The organism is Aeromicrobium yanjiei (assembly GCF_009649075.1).
GTDB classification, from domain to species: Bacteria; Actinomycetota; Actinomycetes; order Propionibacteriales; family Nocardioidaceae; genus Aeromicrobium; species Aeromicrobium yanjiei.
The window spans coordinates 3,100,616-3,116,363 of sequence record NZ_CP045737.1 but is presented as its reverse complement, the minus strand read 5'-3'; the positions used below and the strand labels follow the sequence as shown (position 1 = coordinate 3,116,363).

At 69.7% G+C, this 15,748-nt stretch carries 22 protein-coding genes and 2 tRNA genes; 11 read left to right on the top strand and 13 right to left on the bottom strand.

Features of this window, described 5'->3' with window-relative positions:
- Positions 1–157: 157 nt before the first annotated feature.
- A complete protein-coding gene (locus tag GEV26_RS15320; RefSeq protein WP_153654439.1) occupies positions 158–1,573 on the top strand; it encodes a DUF4389 domain-containing protein in 1,416 nt (471 codons plus the stop codon).
- Between the two features lie 6 nt (positions 1,574–1,579).
- Here GEV26_RS15320 and GEV26_RS15315 read toward each other — a convergent pair whose 3' ends face one another.
- Positions 1,580–2,017 carry a VOC family protein gene (locus tag GEV26_RS15315; RefSeq protein ID WP_153654438.1) on the bottom strand — a complete coding sequence of 146 codons (438 nt, stop codon included), beginning with the start codon at positions 2,015–2,017 and terminating at the stop codon, positions 1,580–1,582.
- A 107-nt stretch (positions 2,018–2,124) separates the two neighbouring features.
- Between GEV26_RS15315 and GEV26_RS15310 the strand changes: the two genes are divergently transcribed.
- Complete coding sequence (locus GEV26_RS15310; protein WP_208430977.1) at positions 2,125–2,499, top strand: PaaI family thioesterase; 375 nt, start codon at positions 2,125–2,127, stop codon at positions 2,497–2,499.
- 59 nt (positions 2,500–2,558) lie between these two features.
- On the opposite strand, the gene GEV26_RS15305 is transcribed toward GEV26_RS15310, so the two are convergent.
- The gene (locus GEV26_RS15305) at positions 2,559–3,164 is read right to left on the bottom strand and encodes a DUF6518 family protein (RefSeq protein ID WP_153654436.1); all 606 of its coding nucleotides are present in this window, start codon (positions 3,162–3,164) and stop codon (positions 2,559–2,561) included.
- 200 nt (positions 3,165–3,364) lie between these two features.
- Here GEV26_RS15305 and GEV26_RS15300 point away from each other — a divergent pair, with 200 nt between their 5' ends.
- On the top strand, positions 3,365–3,682 hold the full coding sequence (locus GEV26_RS15300) for a hypothetical protein (RefSeq protein ID WP_153654434.1): 318 nt from the start codon (positions 3,365–3,367) through the stop codon (positions 3,680–3,682).
- A 54-nt stretch (positions 3,683–3,736) separates the two neighbouring features.
- Here the strand turns inward: GEV26_RS15300 and GEV26_RS15295 are convergent, their stop codons facing one another.
- The 3 genes from GEV26_RS15295 to GEV26_RS15290 form a co-directional block, all read right to left on the bottom strand.
- Complete coding sequence (locus GEV26_RS15295) at positions 3,737–6,025, bottom strand: catalase (RefSeq protein WP_153654432.1); 2,289 nt, start codon at positions 6,023–6,025, stop codon at positions 3,737–3,739.
- A 70-nt stretch (positions 6,026–6,095) separates the two neighbouring features.
- Positions 6,096–6,227 carry a hypothetical protein gene (locus GEV26_RS18165; protein ID WP_255489025.1) on the bottom strand — a complete coding sequence of 44 codons (132 nt, stop codon included), beginning with the start codon at positions 6,225–6,227 and terminating at the stop codon, positions 6,096–6,098.
- 3 nt (positions 6,228–6,230) lie between these two features.
- Positions 6,231–7,100 carry an SDR family oxidoreductase gene (locus GEV26_RS15290; protein WP_153654429.1) on the bottom strand — a complete coding sequence of 290 codons (870 nt, stop codon included), beginning with the start codon at positions 7,098–7,100 and terminating at the stop codon, positions 6,231–6,233.
- A gap of 86 nt (positions 7,101–7,186) precedes the next feature.
- Here GEV26_RS15290 and GEV26_RS15285 point away from each other — a divergent pair, with 86 nt between their 5' ends.
- A complete protein-coding gene (locus GEV26_RS15285; RefSeq protein WP_153654427.1) occupies positions 7,187–7,444 on the top strand; it encodes a DUF7218 family protein in 258 nt (85 codons plus the stop codon).
- Here GEV26_RS15285 and GEV26_RS15280 read toward each other — a convergent pair.
- The 6 genes from GEV26_RS15280 to GEV26_RS15255 all read right to left on the bottom strand — a co-directional run bounded on the left by GEV26_RS15280 (position 7,378) and on the right by GEV26_RS15255 (position 11,501).
- On the bottom strand, positions 7,378–7,605 hold the full coding sequence (locus GEV26_RS15280; RefSeq protein WP_153654426.1) for a hypothetical protein: 228 nt from the start codon (positions 7,603–7,605) through the stop codon (positions 7,378–7,380). The genes GEV26_RS15285 and GEV26_RS15280 overlap by 67 nt on opposite strands.
- On the bottom strand, positions 7,602–7,751 hold the full coding sequence (locus GEV26_RS15275) for a hypothetical protein (protein WP_153654424.1): 150 nt from the start codon (positions 7,749–7,751) through the stop codon (positions 7,602–7,604). The genes GEV26_RS15280 and GEV26_RS15275 overlap by 4 nt, the downstream gene beginning before the upstream one ends.
- Before the next feature lie 73 nt (positions 7,752–7,824).
- On the bottom strand, positions 7,825–8,754 hold the full coding sequence (locus GEV26_RS15270; RefSeq protein ID WP_153654422.1) for a hypothetical protein: 930 nt from the start codon (positions 8,752–8,754) through the stop codon (positions 7,825–7,827).
- 31 nt (positions 8,755–8,785) lie between these two features.
- On the bottom strand, positions 8,786–8,962 hold the full coding sequence (locus GEV26_RS15265; RefSeq protein ID WP_153654420.1) for a hypothetical protein: 177 nt from the start codon (positions 8,960–8,962) through the stop codon (positions 8,786–8,788).
- An 80-nt stretch (positions 8,963–9,042) separates the two neighbouring features.
- Entirely contained in the window at positions 9,043–9,714 is a 672-nt protein-coding gene (locus GEV26_RS15260) for an SGNH/GDSL hydrolase family protein (RefSeq protein WP_194839887.1), read from the bottom strand.
- Positions 9,715–9,908: 194 nt separating this feature from the next.
- On the bottom strand, positions 9,909–11,501 hold the full coding sequence (locus GEV26_RS15255; protein WP_243838780.1) for an adenylate/guanylate cyclase domain-containing protein: 1,593 nt from the start codon (positions 11,499–11,501) through the stop codon (positions 9,909–9,911).
- An 88-nt stretch (positions 11,502–11,589) separates the two neighbouring features.
- On the opposite strand from GEV26_RS15255, the gene GEV26_RS15250 reads away from it, so the two are divergent.
- The 3 genes from GEV26_RS15250 to GEV26_RS15240 all read left to right on the top strand — a co-directional run bounded on the left by GEV26_RS15250 (position 11,590) and on the right by GEV26_RS15240 (position 13,692).
- Positions 11,590–12,000, top strand: a complete 411-nt coding sequence (locus GEV26_RS15250; RefSeq protein ID WP_194839885.1) for a cyclic nucleotide-binding domain-containing protein — start codon at positions 11,590–11,592, stop codon at positions 11,998–12,000.
- Between the two features lie 85 nt (positions 12,001–12,085).
- Entirely contained in the window at positions 12,086–12,646 is a 561-nt protein-coding gene (locus tag GEV26_RS15245; protein WP_153654416.1) for a class I SAM-dependent DNA methyltransferase, read from the top strand.
- Between the two features lie 20 nt (positions 12,647–12,666).
- Positions 12,667–13,692, top strand: a complete 1,026-nt coding sequence (locus tag GEV26_RS15240; protein WP_153654414.1) for a quinone-dependent dihydroorotate dehydrogenase — start codon at positions 12,667–12,669, stop codon at positions 13,690–13,692.
- Here GEV26_RS15240 and GEV26_RS15235 read toward each other — a convergent pair.
- Entirely contained in the window at positions 13,644–14,336 is a 693-nt protein-coding gene (locus tag GEV26_RS15235; RefSeq protein ID WP_153654412.1) for a TetR/AcrR family transcriptional regulator, read from the bottom strand. The genes GEV26_RS15240 and GEV26_RS15235 overlap by 49 nt on opposite strands.
- Before the next feature lie 63 nt (positions 14,337–14,399).
- On the opposite strand from GEV26_RS15235, the gene GEV26_RS15230 reads away from it, so the two are divergent.
- A complete protein-coding gene (locus GEV26_RS15230) occupies positions 14,400–14,699 on the top strand; it encodes a hypothetical protein (protein ID WP_153654411.1) in 300 nt (99 codons plus the stop codon).
- 10 nt (positions 14,700–14,709) lie between these two features.
- On the opposite strand, the gene GEV26_RS15225 is transcribed toward GEV26_RS15230, so the two are convergent.
- Entirely contained in the window at positions 14,710–15,237 is a 528-nt protein-coding gene (locus GEV26_RS15225) for a hypothetical protein (RefSeq protein ID WP_153654409.1), read from the bottom strand.
- 73 nt (positions 15,238–15,310) lie between these two features.
- Between GEV26_RS15225 and GEV26_RS15220 the strand changes: the two genes are divergently transcribed.
- The 3 genes from GEV26_RS15220 (at position 15,311) to rpmG (ending at position 15,734) form a co-directional block, all read left to right on the top strand.
- A tRNA-Thr gene (locus tag GEV26_RS15220) sits at positions 15,311–15,383 on the top strand.
- 54 nt (positions 15,384–15,437) lie between these two features.
- A tRNA-Met gene (locus GEV26_RS15215) sits at positions 15,438–15,511 on the top strand.
- A 52-nt stretch (positions 15,512–15,563) separates the two neighbouring features.
- Positions 15,564–15,734, top strand: a complete 171-nt coding sequence (gene rpmG, locus GEV26_RS15210; protein WP_108579795.1) for a 50S ribosomal protein L33 — start codon at positions 15,564–15,566, stop codon at positions 15,732–15,734.
- Positions 15,735–15,748: the final 14 nt, after the last annotated feature.

The following is a 15,748-nucleotide window of genomic DNA, read 5'->3' as shown; positions in this document are numbered from 1 at the left end:
ACCGAGATCCTGCGGCCCCACCGCCGGTTTGTCATCCGTTGCGCCCGGGACCTTAGCCTCCCGGGACTCGTGGCCGGAGGCCTCTGGTGACTCCGCCACCGGGTGCGGAGGCTTCTCCTAGGAAACCCCCCATGCCCATCTAGGCAATCGAGGAACCATGGCCACGGACTCAGCCACCGTCATCCATCCCTTGCGTCTCGAAGGAAACCTGGACCAGGCGAGTCGGGCGCTCTGGCTGGTCAAGTGGCTCCTGCTCATCCCGCACTACATCGTGCTGTTCTTTCTGTGGCTGACAGTCGGCGTGTTCACCTTCCTGGCCTTCTTCGCGATCCTGGTGACGGGGAGATACCCGCGTGCGCTCTTCGACTTCAACGTCGGGGTGCTCCGTTGGTCCTGGCGCGTGAGCTTCTACGGGTACGGGGCGCTGGGGACCGACCGCTACCCACCGTTCTCGCTGCGTGACGACCCCAGCTATCCCGCGCGTCTGGTGTTGCCGCGACCCGAGCGCCTCTCCCGCGGCCTCGTCCTGGTCAAGTGGTGGTTGCTCGCGATCCCGCACTACCTGGTGGTCGGGCTCTTCGTCGGCGTAGGGACCTACTCCACCGACAGCGACCTTCCGTGGACGCCCCAGGTGGGGCTCATCGGGGTGCTGGTCCTGGTGGCGGCCGTGGTCCTGCTCTTCCGTCGTCACTATCCCGCGGGAATCTTCGACTTCGTCATGGGCCTGCACAGGTGGGTCTACCGGCTCGCCGCCTACGTCCTGCTCATGACCGACCGCTACCCCCCGTTCGCGCTCGACCAGGGCGGTACCGAGCCCGAGCCCGAGCCCGAGCACGTGGATGCGGCGTCAGCTGCCGTAACGGCCGAGGGGGAGCATGACGGGGCGAGGACGAAGGACTGGACCCTCCCCAAGGTGCTCTCAGCAGTCGCTGGGTCAGTCGCCCTCGCCACGAGCCTGGCCCTCTTCGCAGGCGGCGCCGCGCTGGCCGTCCTCGATGTGAGCCTCGAGGACGACGACGAGTTCTTGATGAGCGACACCAAGGTGCTCACCAGCTCGGCTGCCGCGATCACCTCCGAGAACCTCGACCTGGGCGACGGGCCCGAGAGCGTCCTCCCGGACAACATCCTGGGTGAGACGAAGCTCGAGGTGCGCTCGCTCACGGGCCGTGACCTCTTCGTCGGGGTGGGGCCCACCGAGGAGGTCCGGCGCTACCTTGCCGACGTCCCGCACGACATCTTCGTCGACCTGCACGACGGCAAGCCGGTCTTCCGCCACCAGCCCGGGACCGTCCTCCCTGCTCCGCCGCAGTCGGAGGACTTCTGGGACGCCACCGCCAGCGGGTCGGGGCGGCTCGACCTGACGTGGAAACCCTCCGGCGGTGACTGGACCTTCGTGGTGATGAACGCCGACACCAGGCCGGCCGTCGCGGTGGACGCGTCGATCGGCGCGAAGTTCCCGATCATCGCAGTGATCGGGGTCTCGCTCTTCGCAGCGGCAGCGGTCTGCTTCCTCATCGGGATCATCCTCATCGCGATACCCCTCGTGCTCCTCTCCCGGAGAAGGCGCACCTGACCGAGTTCACGTCTTGGTGAGATCCTCCGCGAGCATGACGAGGATGCCGCTGGGGCCGCGGACGTAGGAGAGCTTGTAGAGGTCCCGGTAGGTAGCCACGCCCCGCAGCGGATGGCAGCCGTGGCGCGCAGCGATCTTGAGGGCTGCGTCGATGTCATCGACCGAGAAGGCGACGCGGTGCATGCCTATCTCGTTGGGTTGGGTGGGCTCGGTCTCGATCGCGTCGGGATGGATGTACTCGAAGAGCTCGAGCCGGCCTTCGCCGTCCGGCGTCTGCAGCAGGGCGATCCTGGCATGGTTGCCGTCGAGACCGACGGCAGTGTCAGCCCAGTCTCCACTGACGGTGTCACGGCCCAGGACGGTGAGCCCCAGGTCCGTGAAGAAGGCGATCGCCGCCTCGAGATCGCGGACGGCAATGCCGACGTTCTCCAGCTTGATGGGCATACGCGGCACCTTACTCACCCGCGCATCGTCGACAACCCTTCTACATCCGGCATCGCGGAGCGAACGTCGCGTGAATCATGTGTGGAGCCGGGGGTAACAGACCTCTCGTGACTGACAACAAGCACAACTTCATGTCGACGATCGGCGCCAATTCTCCCGACTCAGGTGACGGGCGGGCGACGCTGACCTTGGATGCCGATGACCGGCACCTCAACGCGGCGGGCACTATTCACGGGGGCCTGCTTGCCACTCTGGTCGACGCGACGATGGGCGCAGCCATCCGAGGTGCCGTCGAGGGCGAGAGCCCTGTCACCAGTCAGCTCACGCTCACCTATTTGCACCCTGGCGAGCCCGGTCGGCTCGTCGTCACAGCCCAGGTGCGCAAGCGCGGGGACAGTCTCGTTGTGTGCGAGGCGGACGTTGAGCAGGATGGCAAGTCACTGGTGCATGCGCTGGCTACGTTCGCATTGTTGAAGAACTGACGACGTCCTGGCGCTGATGGCGTCGAGCAGCCGCCCGCACGAGGCAGGCCGTTGCGGGGTCAATACACCCCGTTGAGGACGACGTACCCCACGCTCAGCACGCCGGTGGCCCCCACGGCGCTGGCGACGACGCCTGCCGCGGCGGCAGACGTGCGCAAGCGGGTGGCCATGATTGCGATCAAGGCTGCACCGGCCACGAGGCACAGGGTCCAGTAGAACGGGCTGGTGCTGGAGCTGACCTCGGTCAGCCCGTAAATGCCGTCCGCGATCAGCACACCCGCGAGGGCGCCCGCGCCGAGCGCGGCGCGGGTGGCGTGGGGGCCCACGACCGCGGCGGCCGCGATGCCGACGAATGGGCCGGCGATGATGCCGACCACGCTCCAGAACGCCGGGTCGTAGGTGAGCCCGCGCAGTTCGGAGGCGACGGTGTAGCCCAGCACCAGCGCAACGAACGAGGCCACTCCGAGCACCGCGCCTCGAGTCAGCGACGGCCGCGTCGCGGCGACGAGCAGTGCGGTCAGCGCCGTCCAGCCGGATGGTGAGTTGGCGAAAGACTCGAGCGCATCCGGCAGCACGCCCTGTGCCCACGAGGTCAGGCCCCCGAGCACCAGGCTGGCGCCGACCACGGCCAGCGCAGACGAGAGGGCGCGCGGGGAGAAATTCACGGACCTACCCTAGACGCCGACCTCATGAGGTCGGCCTCGCGACCGCGTCAAAGGCGTCGCCCCGGCTGACCGACATACGGCGAAATGTTGCGCCGCCCAGAGCCGTGCGCCAGCCTCTACTCACACGATCGAGGGGCGCCCATGGGGACAGAGCAGGTATCGATGGGCCGGTCGCACGACGCACGAGGGACGGGGCAGTCGTGACTCGCAAGCGGACGTGGTGGCAGCGCTGGGTGTACGACGCCGAGGAGGCGCGCGAGCGCCGGGAGGAGCGCGTCTTCACCAATAGCGCATGGTTCGGGCTGGGATTTGTGGTCCTGGGGGCTCTCAACGCGTTCGGGAGCCTCTCTGTCGGCGCCAATCTGTTTTCGTACGTTCTGCCGACGTGGCTCATGATCTTCGGCGGACTGCGCGTGGGGCGCGGCATCAGGCGCTGGCGCGCGGGTGGCGAGTTCAACCTGCCGGGTTCACCGGGCCCCGTCCTCCGCTCACCACCCCCGCACCAGCGCGGGGAATGACAAACCCCGCTGGGCCTGACGCAGAAACGTCAGGCCCAGCGGGGTTCGATTCACTCAGGCCGGGAAGCGCTCCCAGACGCGGTGGGCGCCGAGCAGCGTGATCACGTTGGCCACGACGTCAGCCGCGTCATCACCGATGTAGACGCCGGCCGGCGCTGCGGGCAGGCCGCTGGCCTCGAGAACCTCGGCGGCGTCACCCCAGCCACCGAGCGCCTTGCCGTGCCGGTACGCCTCCTGGACCATGAGCGCGACGCGCGGGTCCAGGATGCCGACGCTCGGTGCAGCGCCCTTGGCGTCGACGGCCGGGTTCGCGTCCAGGCCGGGGAGGGGGGCGCCGGCCAGCAGGATCGTGTCGAGCTCGATCGAGCGGACGGTGAGGAAGGTCCGCTGCACCGGGATCGGGTCACCGGACCCGTCGGTCAGCATGCCGCCCTTGGACGCCACCACGAGCGGCACCATGCCGGCCGCGAAGATGGCGTCACGCGCGGTGCGGACGTCGCTCAGGTCCTGCAGGCCGTCGGGGACGACGATGCCGACGAGCCGTCCATCGATCGGCCAGGTGCCGCCGATCTGGGACAGCGCCGGGCTGGGCGTCTCGTCGGTCAGGGCGATGGTCGGCTCCGGCGCGGGCAGGCCGAGACCGGCAGCCACCGTCGCGCACAGCTCGGCGTCGATGTTGGCCAGTGCCTGCAGCTGACGCTCCTTGATCGCCTGCTCGTAGCACTTGCCGAGCTCGAACGTGTACGCCTGCGCGACGTGCGCCTGCTCCACCGCGGTGAGGCTCCGGTAGAACAGCCGCGTCTGGCTGTAGTGGTCGTCGAACGTCGCGGGGTTCTCCCGCACCTTGACCGAGGCCTCGACCGGCTGGGGCACGTCGATGAAGCCGCTCATGTCCTCGCCGGCGAGGAACGGGCAGCCGCCGTCGAGCGAGTTCGGCTTGTAGGGCGCGATCCCCGTGTGGACCGCGTCCTGGTGGAAGCCGTCACGCAGCATGTCGTTGACCGGTGCGTGGGGCCGGTTGATCGGGATCTGGTTGAAGTTCGGCCCGCCGAGACGGGTCAGCTGCGTGTCGAGGTAGGAGAACAGGCGCCCCTGGAACAGCGGGTCGTCGGTCGCGTCGATGCCGGGCACGAAGTGACCCGCGTGGAACGCCACCTGCTCGGTCTCGGCGAAGTAGTTGCCCGGGTTGGCGTTGAGCGTCATGGTGCCGATGACCTGCACCGGAGCCAGCTCCTCGGGGATGATCTTGGTCGAGTCGAGCAGGTCGATGCCCGCGAACATCTGCTCGGGGGTGTCGGGGAAGACCTGCACGCCGAGGTCCCACTCGGGGTGCGCACCGGCCTCGATCGCGTCGGCGAGGTCGCGGCGGTGGAAGTCCGGGTCGACGCCCGCAGCGATCTGTGCCTCCTCCCACGTCAGGGAGTGGACGCCGAGACGCGGCTTCCAGTGGAACTTGACCAGCGTGGTCGCGCCCTCGCCGTTGACGAGCCGGAACGTGTGGACGCCGAAGCCCTCCATCATCCGGTACGAGCGCGGGATGCCGCGGTCGGACATGTTCCACATCGCGTGGTGCTGGGCCTCGGTGTGCAGCGAGACGAAGTCCCAGAAGGTGTCGTGGGCGCTCTGCGCCTGCGGGATCTCGACGTCCGGGTGCGGCTTGCCGGCGTGGATGACGTCGGGGAACTTGATCGCGTCCTGGATGAAGAACACCGGGATGTTGTTGCCGACGAGGTCGAAGTTGCCCTCGGTCGTGTAGAACTTCACGGCGAAGCCGCGGGTGTCACGCACCGTGTCGGCCGATCCCCGGGAGCCGAGGACGGTCGAGAAGCGGGTGAACACCGGCGTCGTCGCGCCCTCCGCGAGGAAGGCGGCCTTGGTCAGCTCGGACGCAGCGCCGTTGGAGCGGAAGACGCCGTGCGCTGCCGCGCCACGGGCGTGGACCACGCGCTCGGGGATGCGCTCGTGGTCGAAGTGCATGATCTTCTCGCGCAGGTGGTGGTCCTGCAGCAGGACCGGGCCGCGGGGTCCGGCCTTGAGCGAGTGGTCGGTGTCGCGCAACGGCACGCCGGTCGCCGTCGTCAGGTGCGCGCCCTGCTGGGCGGCCGCGAGCTCGCCGTCCTTGGACGGGGCGCCGGTCGGCGAGTGGGGGATGGGGCCGTGCTGCGCGGGCTTGGGCGGCAGCGGCTCGCGGGGCTCGGTGGGCTCCTCGAGGCTGGGCGTGCCGCTGCCCGGGGTGCCGGGGATGAGGTCCTTGGGCGCCATGGCCGCCTTGACCTCGTGCGCCACCTCTCCCGCGAGGTCCCGTGCCTTGCCTGCCAGGCCCTTGCTGTCGTTCTCGCTCATGCTGCTCCCTTGTCGTGCGTACGTGCGTTGAGTGGCGAGGTACCCGACAAGGGAGCCGCGCAAACCCGACTCAGTCGCTCGGCGGCGCTTCCGCCGGGTTCGGATGGGTCACCGGGTTGCCCTCGACCTCGGGATCGTTGGGCTGGTGGTCCGGATCGCCGGGACGCGGCGTGGCCAGGGGGCGGTCGGGTGAGGTGCTCATCACTCAGAACACCGCCTTGCCGCCGGTCACGCCGAGCACGGTGCCCGAGACATAGCTCGCATCGGACTCCGAGGCGAGGAACACGAACGCGGGGGCGACCTCGGCGGGCTGCCCCGCACGGCCGAGCGGTGTCTCCTCACCGAGGTGGGCGACCTTCTCGGGGGACTGCGTCGCAGGCTGCAGCGGCGTCCAGATCGGACCGGGTGCGACGGCGTTGACGCGTACGCCCTTGGGGCCGAGCTGAGCCGCGAGGTTGACCGTCAGGTTGTTGATCGCGGCTTTGGAGGACGCGTAGTCCAGCAGCGTCACCGACGGGTCGAAGGCCTGGATCGAGGAGTTGTTGATGATCGACGAGCCCGCGGCCAGGTGCGGCTCGGCGGCACGGGCGAGCCACAGGACCGGGAACAGGTTGGTCCGATAGGTGCGCTCGATGTTCTCGTCGGTCATCTCCGCGAGGCTCGACTCGCGCGCCATCTGGTAGCCCGCGTTGTTGACCAGGATGTCGAGGCCGCCGAGGCCCGCGACGGTCTCCTCGATCACCCGGTCGCACGTCTCGCGCTCGCGCAGGTCGGCGATCATCGCGAGGCACGTACGACCCTCGGCCTCGACGAGCGCCTTGGTCTGGTCGGCGTCGTCCTGCTCCTCGGCCAGGTAGGTGAACGCGACGTCGGCACCCTCACGGGCGTAGGCGATCGCGACCGCACGGCCGATGCCTGAATCGCCGCCGGTGATGAGGGCGCGGCGGCCGTTCAGTCGTCCGGTGCCGCGGTAGCTCTCCTCGCCGTGGTCGGGGAGCGGATCCATCGCGTCGGTCCGGCCGGGAGGGGTCTGCTGCTGCTCGGGGAACTGGGTGGATCCGTTGTCAGAAGTCATGTCGTTCAGGTGCCCTGAGTGCCCCGGCTTGAAACCGGGTATGCCCGACACCACGACAGCGGCCACGACACGACGAGGAGAGTGCGATGCCGAAGGACGACAAGGCCCCGAGCCTCAAGAAGCCCGAGATGTACGAGGAGCTCCGCGAACAGGGCGCGTCCAAGGAGAAGGCGGCCCGGATCTCCAACGCCGCCGCGCAGAAGGGACGCTCGAAGTCCTCCGTCGCCCGCAAGGGCGGCGAGTCGGGGTCGTACGAGGAATGGACGGTGCCCGAGGCTCAGGACGAGCGCTCGACCGCCTGCGTGATGTCGAAGGCCGCGCCGTTGCTGACCGCGTCGGCGTAGTCCGCGAGCTGCTCGCCCGTCAGCCGTACGTTGATCGTCGCGTAGGCGCTCTCGGCCTGCTGGGCGATGTCGGACACGCTCTGGCCGGTCAGCTTGGCGCGGACCTCGGCGTCGACCTCTTCGACGCTCGGCTGGATGGGGGAAGGCGTCTCGTCGCTCATGCGGTGCGTCCAGTCGCCGGCAGGACGTGGTGCGCGGGCCGCAGCCAGGAGCGGCGCTCGCGACCCGGGCGGCCCAGGGTCGTGGACATGGCGGCCCCGAGGCCGGAGGCGATCTCCGCGGTGATCAGGACCGGTGTGGTCGTCATGGCGCCCAACATCGTCATCATGGCGGCGCGAGTACCCCGCTGACCCGGCGGTCAAACCCGGTGTCGACTCGAATCAGCGGACGTCCTCGGCCTGCTCGAGACGGCGCTGTGCTCGCTCGTGCCGGGCGACCGCGGTACGACGCTCGCGCTCGGCCGTGCGCAGCGCGGCCTGTTGCTCCTTCGCGAGGCGGACGCTCTCGCGCGCCTCGCGCTCGAGATCGGCGAGCCGCTCGCGCAGCTCGTCGCGCTCGCGCTGCAGGTCCTCGGCGCGGTGCTCGGACTCTTCGGCGAGACGGGCGGCCTCCTCGGACGCCTGCTGCGCGGCCGCCAGGTCCTGGGCCGCGGCGTCGAGGTCCTTGCGCGCCTTGCGGCGGGCCGCCAGCTGCTCGGGGGTGGGGGACGGCGGCCGGGGCGGTTCCGTCTTCTGCGCGGCGGCGGGGCGGGCCCGCGGCGGCACCGGCGCGGTGTCCTCTGCGCTCTCGTCCGCCTCGACGGGCAGCGCCGAGGACGCGGAGACGTCGACCTCGCCGAAGCCGCCGGGCGCCATCGGGCGCACGAGGACGCCGGCCCGGAACGCGGCGAAGGCGCCGGCGTCCACGACGGCCGCCCAGACCGTCTGCTCGACATCGCGAAGTGTGGCGTCGGTGGCGTGGCCGTCACCGTCCTCGGCGACGGCTCGTGCAGCGTCGACCGCACGGCCGACGAGTGCGCGCCGCTCCTGGTCGAGGCCCCGGAGCTCGGCGGCCTCGGAGCGGCGCTGGGCCGATCGCAGGCGCCGGCCGAGCTCGCCGACCTCGTCGACCAGGTCGGCCCGGGCCCGGACCAGCCGGTTGACCAGGTCGGCGGCGGCGGTGGGCTTGCCCCACGTGGCGACCGCGCGGGCGAGGTCGCCGTCCGAGCCCTTCAGCTCGCGGGCCTCGGCGTTGCGTGCAGGGATGAAGTCCGCGCGCGGCAGGGCGTACAGCCGCCGGGCGATCTCCCACGACCTCGAGTCATCGGTCATGGCGAGCATCGTCCCACCGACCGGACCGCTGCTAGTCGGGCAGCGGGTCGTGGCGGGCCGGCACCCAGTCGCCGCCCATCTGCTGGAACATCGTCCAGCCGGGCTCGGCGTCCTGCTCGGTCGCCCACACGTTGGCGTCGTCGAAGGTGTCGAAGGTGTCCTCGGCGAGGACCTCGCCCTGGGCGTCGCGGATCTGGTACTTGCTCATGTGGTGCTCCTCGGCGCAACCTCGCAGTTGACCTTGTCAACGACTTCACAGGTTACCCGGATGGCCGTGCGGTCCTGGCGCTACCGGAACCTTTTGCGGAGGTTGCTTTTCATGTAGATGTCGCGATAGAGGCGCTGCATGCCTTTCGCGGTGGGATGGATGCGGTCCCTGGACTTGGACTTGCCCCAGAGGGTGCCGTGCGCGGTGTCAACATACTGGAAGCCGTGCTCTTCGGAGTGCGCCCGGAGTGATCTGACAAGACGTTCCCGGTACTGCTTGAGCTCGGGGCGGGACCCGTACGGAGCCGTGATGATCACCTTCGCTTCGTAGGTGACCGCAGCGTCAAGCTCATCGAAGGCCGCGGAGATCGCCTCCTCGACTTCCTCGCCAGATGTCGGGGCGAGATAGTAGGTGCCATCGGCCCGGAAAACGCACTTGCGGTAGTCGTTCACGCCTGCGGCGATGACCACGATCTTGGCCTTGTTCATCCGCGTGGCCATGGCTTTGCGGCCGATGCGTTGGCCAATTGTTGTGGTGACGCACTTGCCGGGCCGGGTGTATCCCGACCCGCGTTCGGCGTACACGCGGGGAGTGGTTCGCGTCTTACGGCCGAGCTTTGCCCACCACATCTGATCGGGCTTCCCGCCCAGTGTCTTGAAGAACGCCGCGTCTGAGATCGAGTCTCCAATTACGACGAGATCGCCTCGTGACTTCGCCGCGGAACTTGCTTGGGGGGGGCGGCCAATAGGCACGTAACGATCGCGAAGACCACGAGGAATCTCTTCATGCTCACTTCTTCTCGGAGAGGCCAGAGGGTGTCGTGGTCGGCAGCCAAGCTCTCGAGCAGTTGCGCGCAGTTCACGATTCTGAATTGGTGTCACCCTCTCACGAAGAGGGCCTGGGTGTGGGCGCTTTCAGGAATCGGTTGGCGGGTTCTGACAGTGCGTCACTCGACCGGCTCGGATGCTCGTTGCTGCTTGGCGGCGTAGGGGGAATCGGCCGCACTGACCGGGTCCGCGAGTCGTACGGTCGACGTCGGCTCGGCTCGCCCCCGCAGCACGATGCGGTCGTGCTCGGTCCAGTGCTCCTGCTCGGCCGGGCCCGCTGCCTCCCGGCTCGCCGCAGCCGCCAGGACGCCGCCGTCCACGTCCTTGGCGAGCTCCTCGAGCCGCGCGGCAGAGTTCACCGCGTCGCCGATCACGGTGTACTCGAAACGGGACCGGGCACCCACGTTGCCGGCGACGACCTGACCCGTGGAGACCCCGATGCCCGCGCCGATCTCGGGCATCTCGCGCGCGATGCGGCCCGCGATGACCCGCGCGGCCTCGAGTGCGGCGGTCGCGTGGTCGGGCAGGTCCGCAGGAGCCCCGAAGATCGCGAGCACCGCATCGCCCATGAACTTGTTGACGAGGCCGTCGCGCCGGTCGACCTCCTCAACGATGATCGCGAAGAACCGGTTGAGCATGTCCACGACCTCGGCCGGCGGACGGTTCGTCGCGTACGACGTGGAGCCGACCAGGTCGATCATCAGGACGGACACGATCCGGGTCTCGCCGCCGAGCTCGACACGTCCGGTCGTCGCGGCGCGGGCGACCGCGTGCCCCACGTGCCGGCCGAACAGGTCACGGATCTGCTCGCGCTCGCGCAGGCCGTGCACCATCTCGTTGAAGCCGGACTGCAGCAGGCCGAGCTCGGTGCCGTCGTCGACGCGGATCTCGACGTCCAGGTCGCCGTCGCCGACCCGCGAGAGGGCGGCCTGCACCGACTCGATGGGTGCGACGATCGAGCGCGCGTTGAGCACCGTGACCAGGAGGCCGAAGACGAGGACGACGGCGGCCAGGCCGAGGATGACGTACGCGAGGCGGTCGATGTCGATGTCGTCGCGGGTGAGGGCGATGACCGACGCGACGACCAGCCCCAGCACGGGGGAGGCGGTGCCGAGGCACCAGAAGACGACCATCTTGCGTTCCACTCCCACGCCGAGCTCGTCGTGGGCGGCCCGTCCGGCGAGGGCGCGGGCCGCGACGGGCCGCAGGACGAACTCCGTGATCAGGTACGCGATCGCGCTGACCACGACGCCGGCGATGCCCACCGCGAACAGCGCGCTGAGCGCAGCCTCGGGCTGCATCACGAGGGCGATGACCGTGAACACGACGCTGGCGCAGAACCACAGGCCGAGCTGGATCAGCGTCATGCGCCACGGCATGCGCAGGGCCGTGCGGCGTTCCTGCGGGGTCGGGACGTCGTCCTCGCGGACCCAGCGCAGCGCCCGCAGCGCGCCCACCGTGATGAGGGTGGCCCCGACCACGACGGCGGTCGCGACGTAGACCGGGACCGCGATGGCCAGCGCGGCGAGATAGGACGCGTCCGGCCCGCCCCCGGGGGTGATGAGGAAGGTCAGGCCGAAGACGATCGCGGCGCCGATGACGTTGGTCAGGATCAGCAGTGTCGTGAGGAGGAGCTGGACCCGGACGCGCAGCCGTCCTGCGGGTTGGTCCGGCGGACCGAGCAGCCGGTCGATGCTCCAACGCTCGCTCACGCCACACAAGGTAGCCGTGACGGCGGTTACCGTGTGGCAAAGCATCCGACATCTCACGGCGCGCCGCGCCGCGACGAAAGGAACTCCCATGCTCCGCAAGCCCAAGGCCGACCCCGAGGTCGTGGACCGCCTCACCCGGGTGACCGACTTCGACAGCGACGCGATCACCCGCATCGCGACGGTCGGGACGCAGGTCAACATCCCGTCAGGCTGGTCGATCATCATGGAGTCGACGCCGGCCGACTCCGCGTACATCGTGCTCGACGGCACGGTCGAGATCCGCAAGGGCGGTCAGACCCTGGCGACCCTCGGGCCCGGCGCCGTCTTCGGCGAGATCGCCCTCGTCAACCACCGCCTTCGCAACGCCTCGGTCGTCGCCTCGTCGCAGATCTCGGCGGTGCGCCTGGGTGAGGACGCGCTGCAGGAGCTCATCGAGCACGACGCCGATTTCGCCGACACCATGCGGACCATGGCCCAGGAGCGGCTCGGCAGCGACTAGGCACGCCGTGCCCGGAGATGGCATGGTGTGGGTGTGCCGGCCGCGCAGAGCCGGCAGTTCGACGTAGCCGCAAGGGGGTGGCCGCGTGACCTCGGCAGACTATTTCGAGGGCCTGTACGCGGAGTCGAGCGATCCGTGGCAGCTGGCGGAGCGCGAGTACGAGCGGCGCAAGCACGCACTGACCGTCGCGAGCCTCCCGCGGGAGCGGTACGGCCACGGCTTCGAGCCGGGCTGCTCGATCGGCACGCTGACCGAGATGCTCGCGGGGCGGTGCGACACCCTCCTCGCGACCGATCCGGTGTCGGCCCCGTTGGACCGCGCCAGGACGCGGGTGCCCGGCTCCCACGTGCAGTTCGAGCGGCAGTCCGTGCCGGACGATTGGCCGACCGGCCCGCTCGACCTGGTGGTGCTGTCCGAGCTGCTCTACTACCTGTCGGCGAGCGGCCGCGTGCAGGTGCTCGCGCACGTCATGGACACGTTGGCACCGGACGGGCACCTCGTCCTGGTGCACTGGCGGCACCCCTTCGAGGCCGCGACGTGCACGGGCGACCAGGCGCACCGCGAGATCGTCGAGTGCGACGGCCTGGTCAGGGTCGTCGAGCACATCGAGGAGGACTTCAGGCTGGACGTGCTGGCCCGAGGGTGAGGGGCCGATACGCTGGCGACGTGGTCTATCGCGCCTTCTTCGACGCCGTCTTCCGCTCCATGGATCCTGAGAAGGCCCACGAGCGTGGCTTCGCGGCGATTCGCGCCGGCCGGTTCGCGACCCGGCTCGCGCTGCCGCAGACGTACGCTCCGCGGACCGTGATGGGCCTGGAGTTCCCCAACGCCTTCGGGCTGGCGGCCGGCTTCGACAAGAACGCCCGTGCCGTCCCGGGGCTGCTCGCACTCGGCTTCGGCCACGTCGAGATCGGCACGGTCACCGCGCGGGCGCAGCCCGGCAACCCCCGTCCGCGGCTGTTCCGCCTCGTCGAGGACCGCGCGATCATCAACCGGATGGGCTTCAACAACGAGGGCGCCGCGGAGGTGGCCTCGCGGCTGCACCGCCTGCGCCGCACGAAGGCCGGCCGCGACGCCGTGATCGGTGTCAACATCGGCAAGACCAAGGTGACCCCGCCCGAGGACGCCGTGGCGGACTACGTCGAGAGCGCACGGCTGCTGACGCCGTACGCGAGCTATCTCGTGGTCAACGTCTCCTCGCCCAACACGCCGGGGCTGCGCGACCTCCAGGCCGTCGACGAGCTGCGCCCGCTGCTCGCGGCCGTCAAGGACGTCGCGGACCGCAACCCGTCCGGACGGGTGCCGTTGCTGGTCAAGATCGCGCCCGACCTCGCCGACGCGGACGTCGACGCGGTCGCGGACCTCGCGGTCGAGCTGGGCCTGGACGGGATCAGCGCCACCAACACGACGATCGCCCGCCCCGAGTCGCTGCGCACGGACCGCGCGACGATCGAGGCCGCGGGCGCCGGAGGTCTCTCGGGGCCGGTCCTGGCCGAGCGGTCCACCGAGGTCCTCGTCCGGCTGCGAGCGCGCGTGGGGGACCGGCTGGCGCTCATCAGCGTCGGCGGGGTCACGACACCGGATGACGTACGTGCACGGATGGCCGCGGGCGCCGACCTGGTGCAGGGCTACACAGGATTCATCTACGAGGGCCCCCGCTGGCCCTCCCGGCTGGCCGCTGCGGTCGTCTGATCGCTCAGCAGCAACCGCTTCCAGGCGTCCGCGAGCCACGTGCGGAGCTCTTCGGGTGACCAGCCGCGCTGGACGACCAGCAGGTCCCAGTACTCCGCGGCGTTCATGCTCCAGATGACGTCGGCGACCCGTCGATCGCTGAGGTCGCCGCGCAGCTCGCCCGTGGCCCGCAGGTCCTGGGCCAGCAGCATCATGTTCGCGGCACGGCGCTCGGCCACCTGGCGCCACACGTCGGCGCAGTGGCTGTCGGTCAGGGCGGCCACCTGCAGCGCCGCATGGATCGGCGCGAGGCGCACCTGGATCGCCGTGATCGCGGCGGCATAGAGGTCGATCATCTCGGTCGCGCGCTCGGCCTGACGGATGGCCTTCACGTAGTCCCGCTCCTGTGCGGAGACGGGCTCGCTCTGCCCGGACAGCGCGGACTCGACCAGTGCGAGCATGATCTGCGGCTTGCGCCCGACCGCGGCGTAGAGGGTGTCGGGGTTGACGCCCGCACGGTCGGCGATCGCGCGGACGGTCGTGCCGGCGTAGCCGGTCGTGGTGAACAGGTCCCGGGCGGCGTCCAGCACCGCCTCGCGGGTGCGCTCGGAGCGCTCTGCGCGCAGGGCGGAGCGATAGGGGCGGGTCTTGACGGGCTCGGTCATCGGTGACACCGTAACAGGATTCACCCGAAACCAGTTCGGATCAAACGAGATGAGGTGGCGGCCATGGTGCACGCCTACACGCAGGACGTCCCGATCGACCTGCCGACGTACGAGAGGATCCTCGCCGAGATCGGACCCGAGCCGCTGGCCGGGAGCCTCGTCCACCTGTGCGTCCGCAGGCCCGACGGCGGCCTGCGCTACATCGACGTGTGGGAGTCGGTCGAGGCGTGCGCCGCGGCCTTCGACGAGCGGATCCACCCGGCTGTCGACACGGTCCTGGCGGCGGACCGACCGGGCGAGCCGACGGTCACGCCGCTCGAGGTCCTGCACATGAGCGGGGCGGCGGTCGACGCAGGGAGGTGAGGCGGCTGCCTCAGCTCGCGTCGGTGCCCCCTCGCCGCGGGCGCTTGACCCTCAAGCGGGGGTCGTCCCCTCCGAACAGGTCCTCGGGCCGGTCGTCCTCGCGCTGGATCACCTTGCCGTGGGCGCCGGGCAGGCCGATGTACATCGGCACCTTCGCGATCCAGCCGATGACCCAGAAGCCCACGATGCCGAGCGCGAGCACGATGCCGCCGCCCCACATCAGCCACGGGATCTCGAGAGCCGCTCCGCTCGCCCCGGCGAGCAGGCCGCCGGCGAACAGCGCCCCGATGACACCCCCGCCCCGGCGGATCGCCTCGCCCCCGAGCACCGCGGAGGCGATGATCGGTCCGGCGACGCCGAGCACCAGCACCACCGCGGCAGCCGCGCCCAACCAGCCCGGAGCGCCGTCCGCATCGCTCGCGACGCCGAGGGCGATTCCGGCTCCCGTGATGACGAACAGCGCGATGACGAGCAGCCTGGTCCACCGGTTGATGAACTCGTCGCTGAACCGGAAACCGTTGGGATGGCGGGCTGTCATGGCGATCATCCTGCACCAGGTACCCCCGATTTCGTGTCTGGGGGTGCGACCGGGTATCTTTGCTTGTCGGCTTGCCCCTTTAGCTCAGTCGGCAGAGCGTTTCCATGGTAAGGAAAAGGTCTACGGTTCGATTCCGTAAAGGGGCTCAGGACTCGCAACATGAAGAGTCCGTCGGGCACGAGGCAACTCGTGCCCGTCGCGGCTGGGTAGCTCAGGTGGTTAGAGCACACGACTCATAATCGTGGGGTCGCGGGTTCGAGTCCCGCCCCAGCTACCGCAAACTGCACAGGCAAGACCCCAGCATCATCGATCAGAAGAGGCACCCCGTGGCCAGCAAGAGCTCAGACGTTCGTCCCAAGATCACCTTGGCCTGCACCGAGTGCAAGGAACGCAACTACATCACGAAGAAGAACCGTCGCAACGATCCCGATCGTCTCGACCTCAAGAAGTTCTGCCCGCGCTGCAAGACGCACCAGACGCACCGCGAGACGCGCTGACCTCAGGTCCTTCG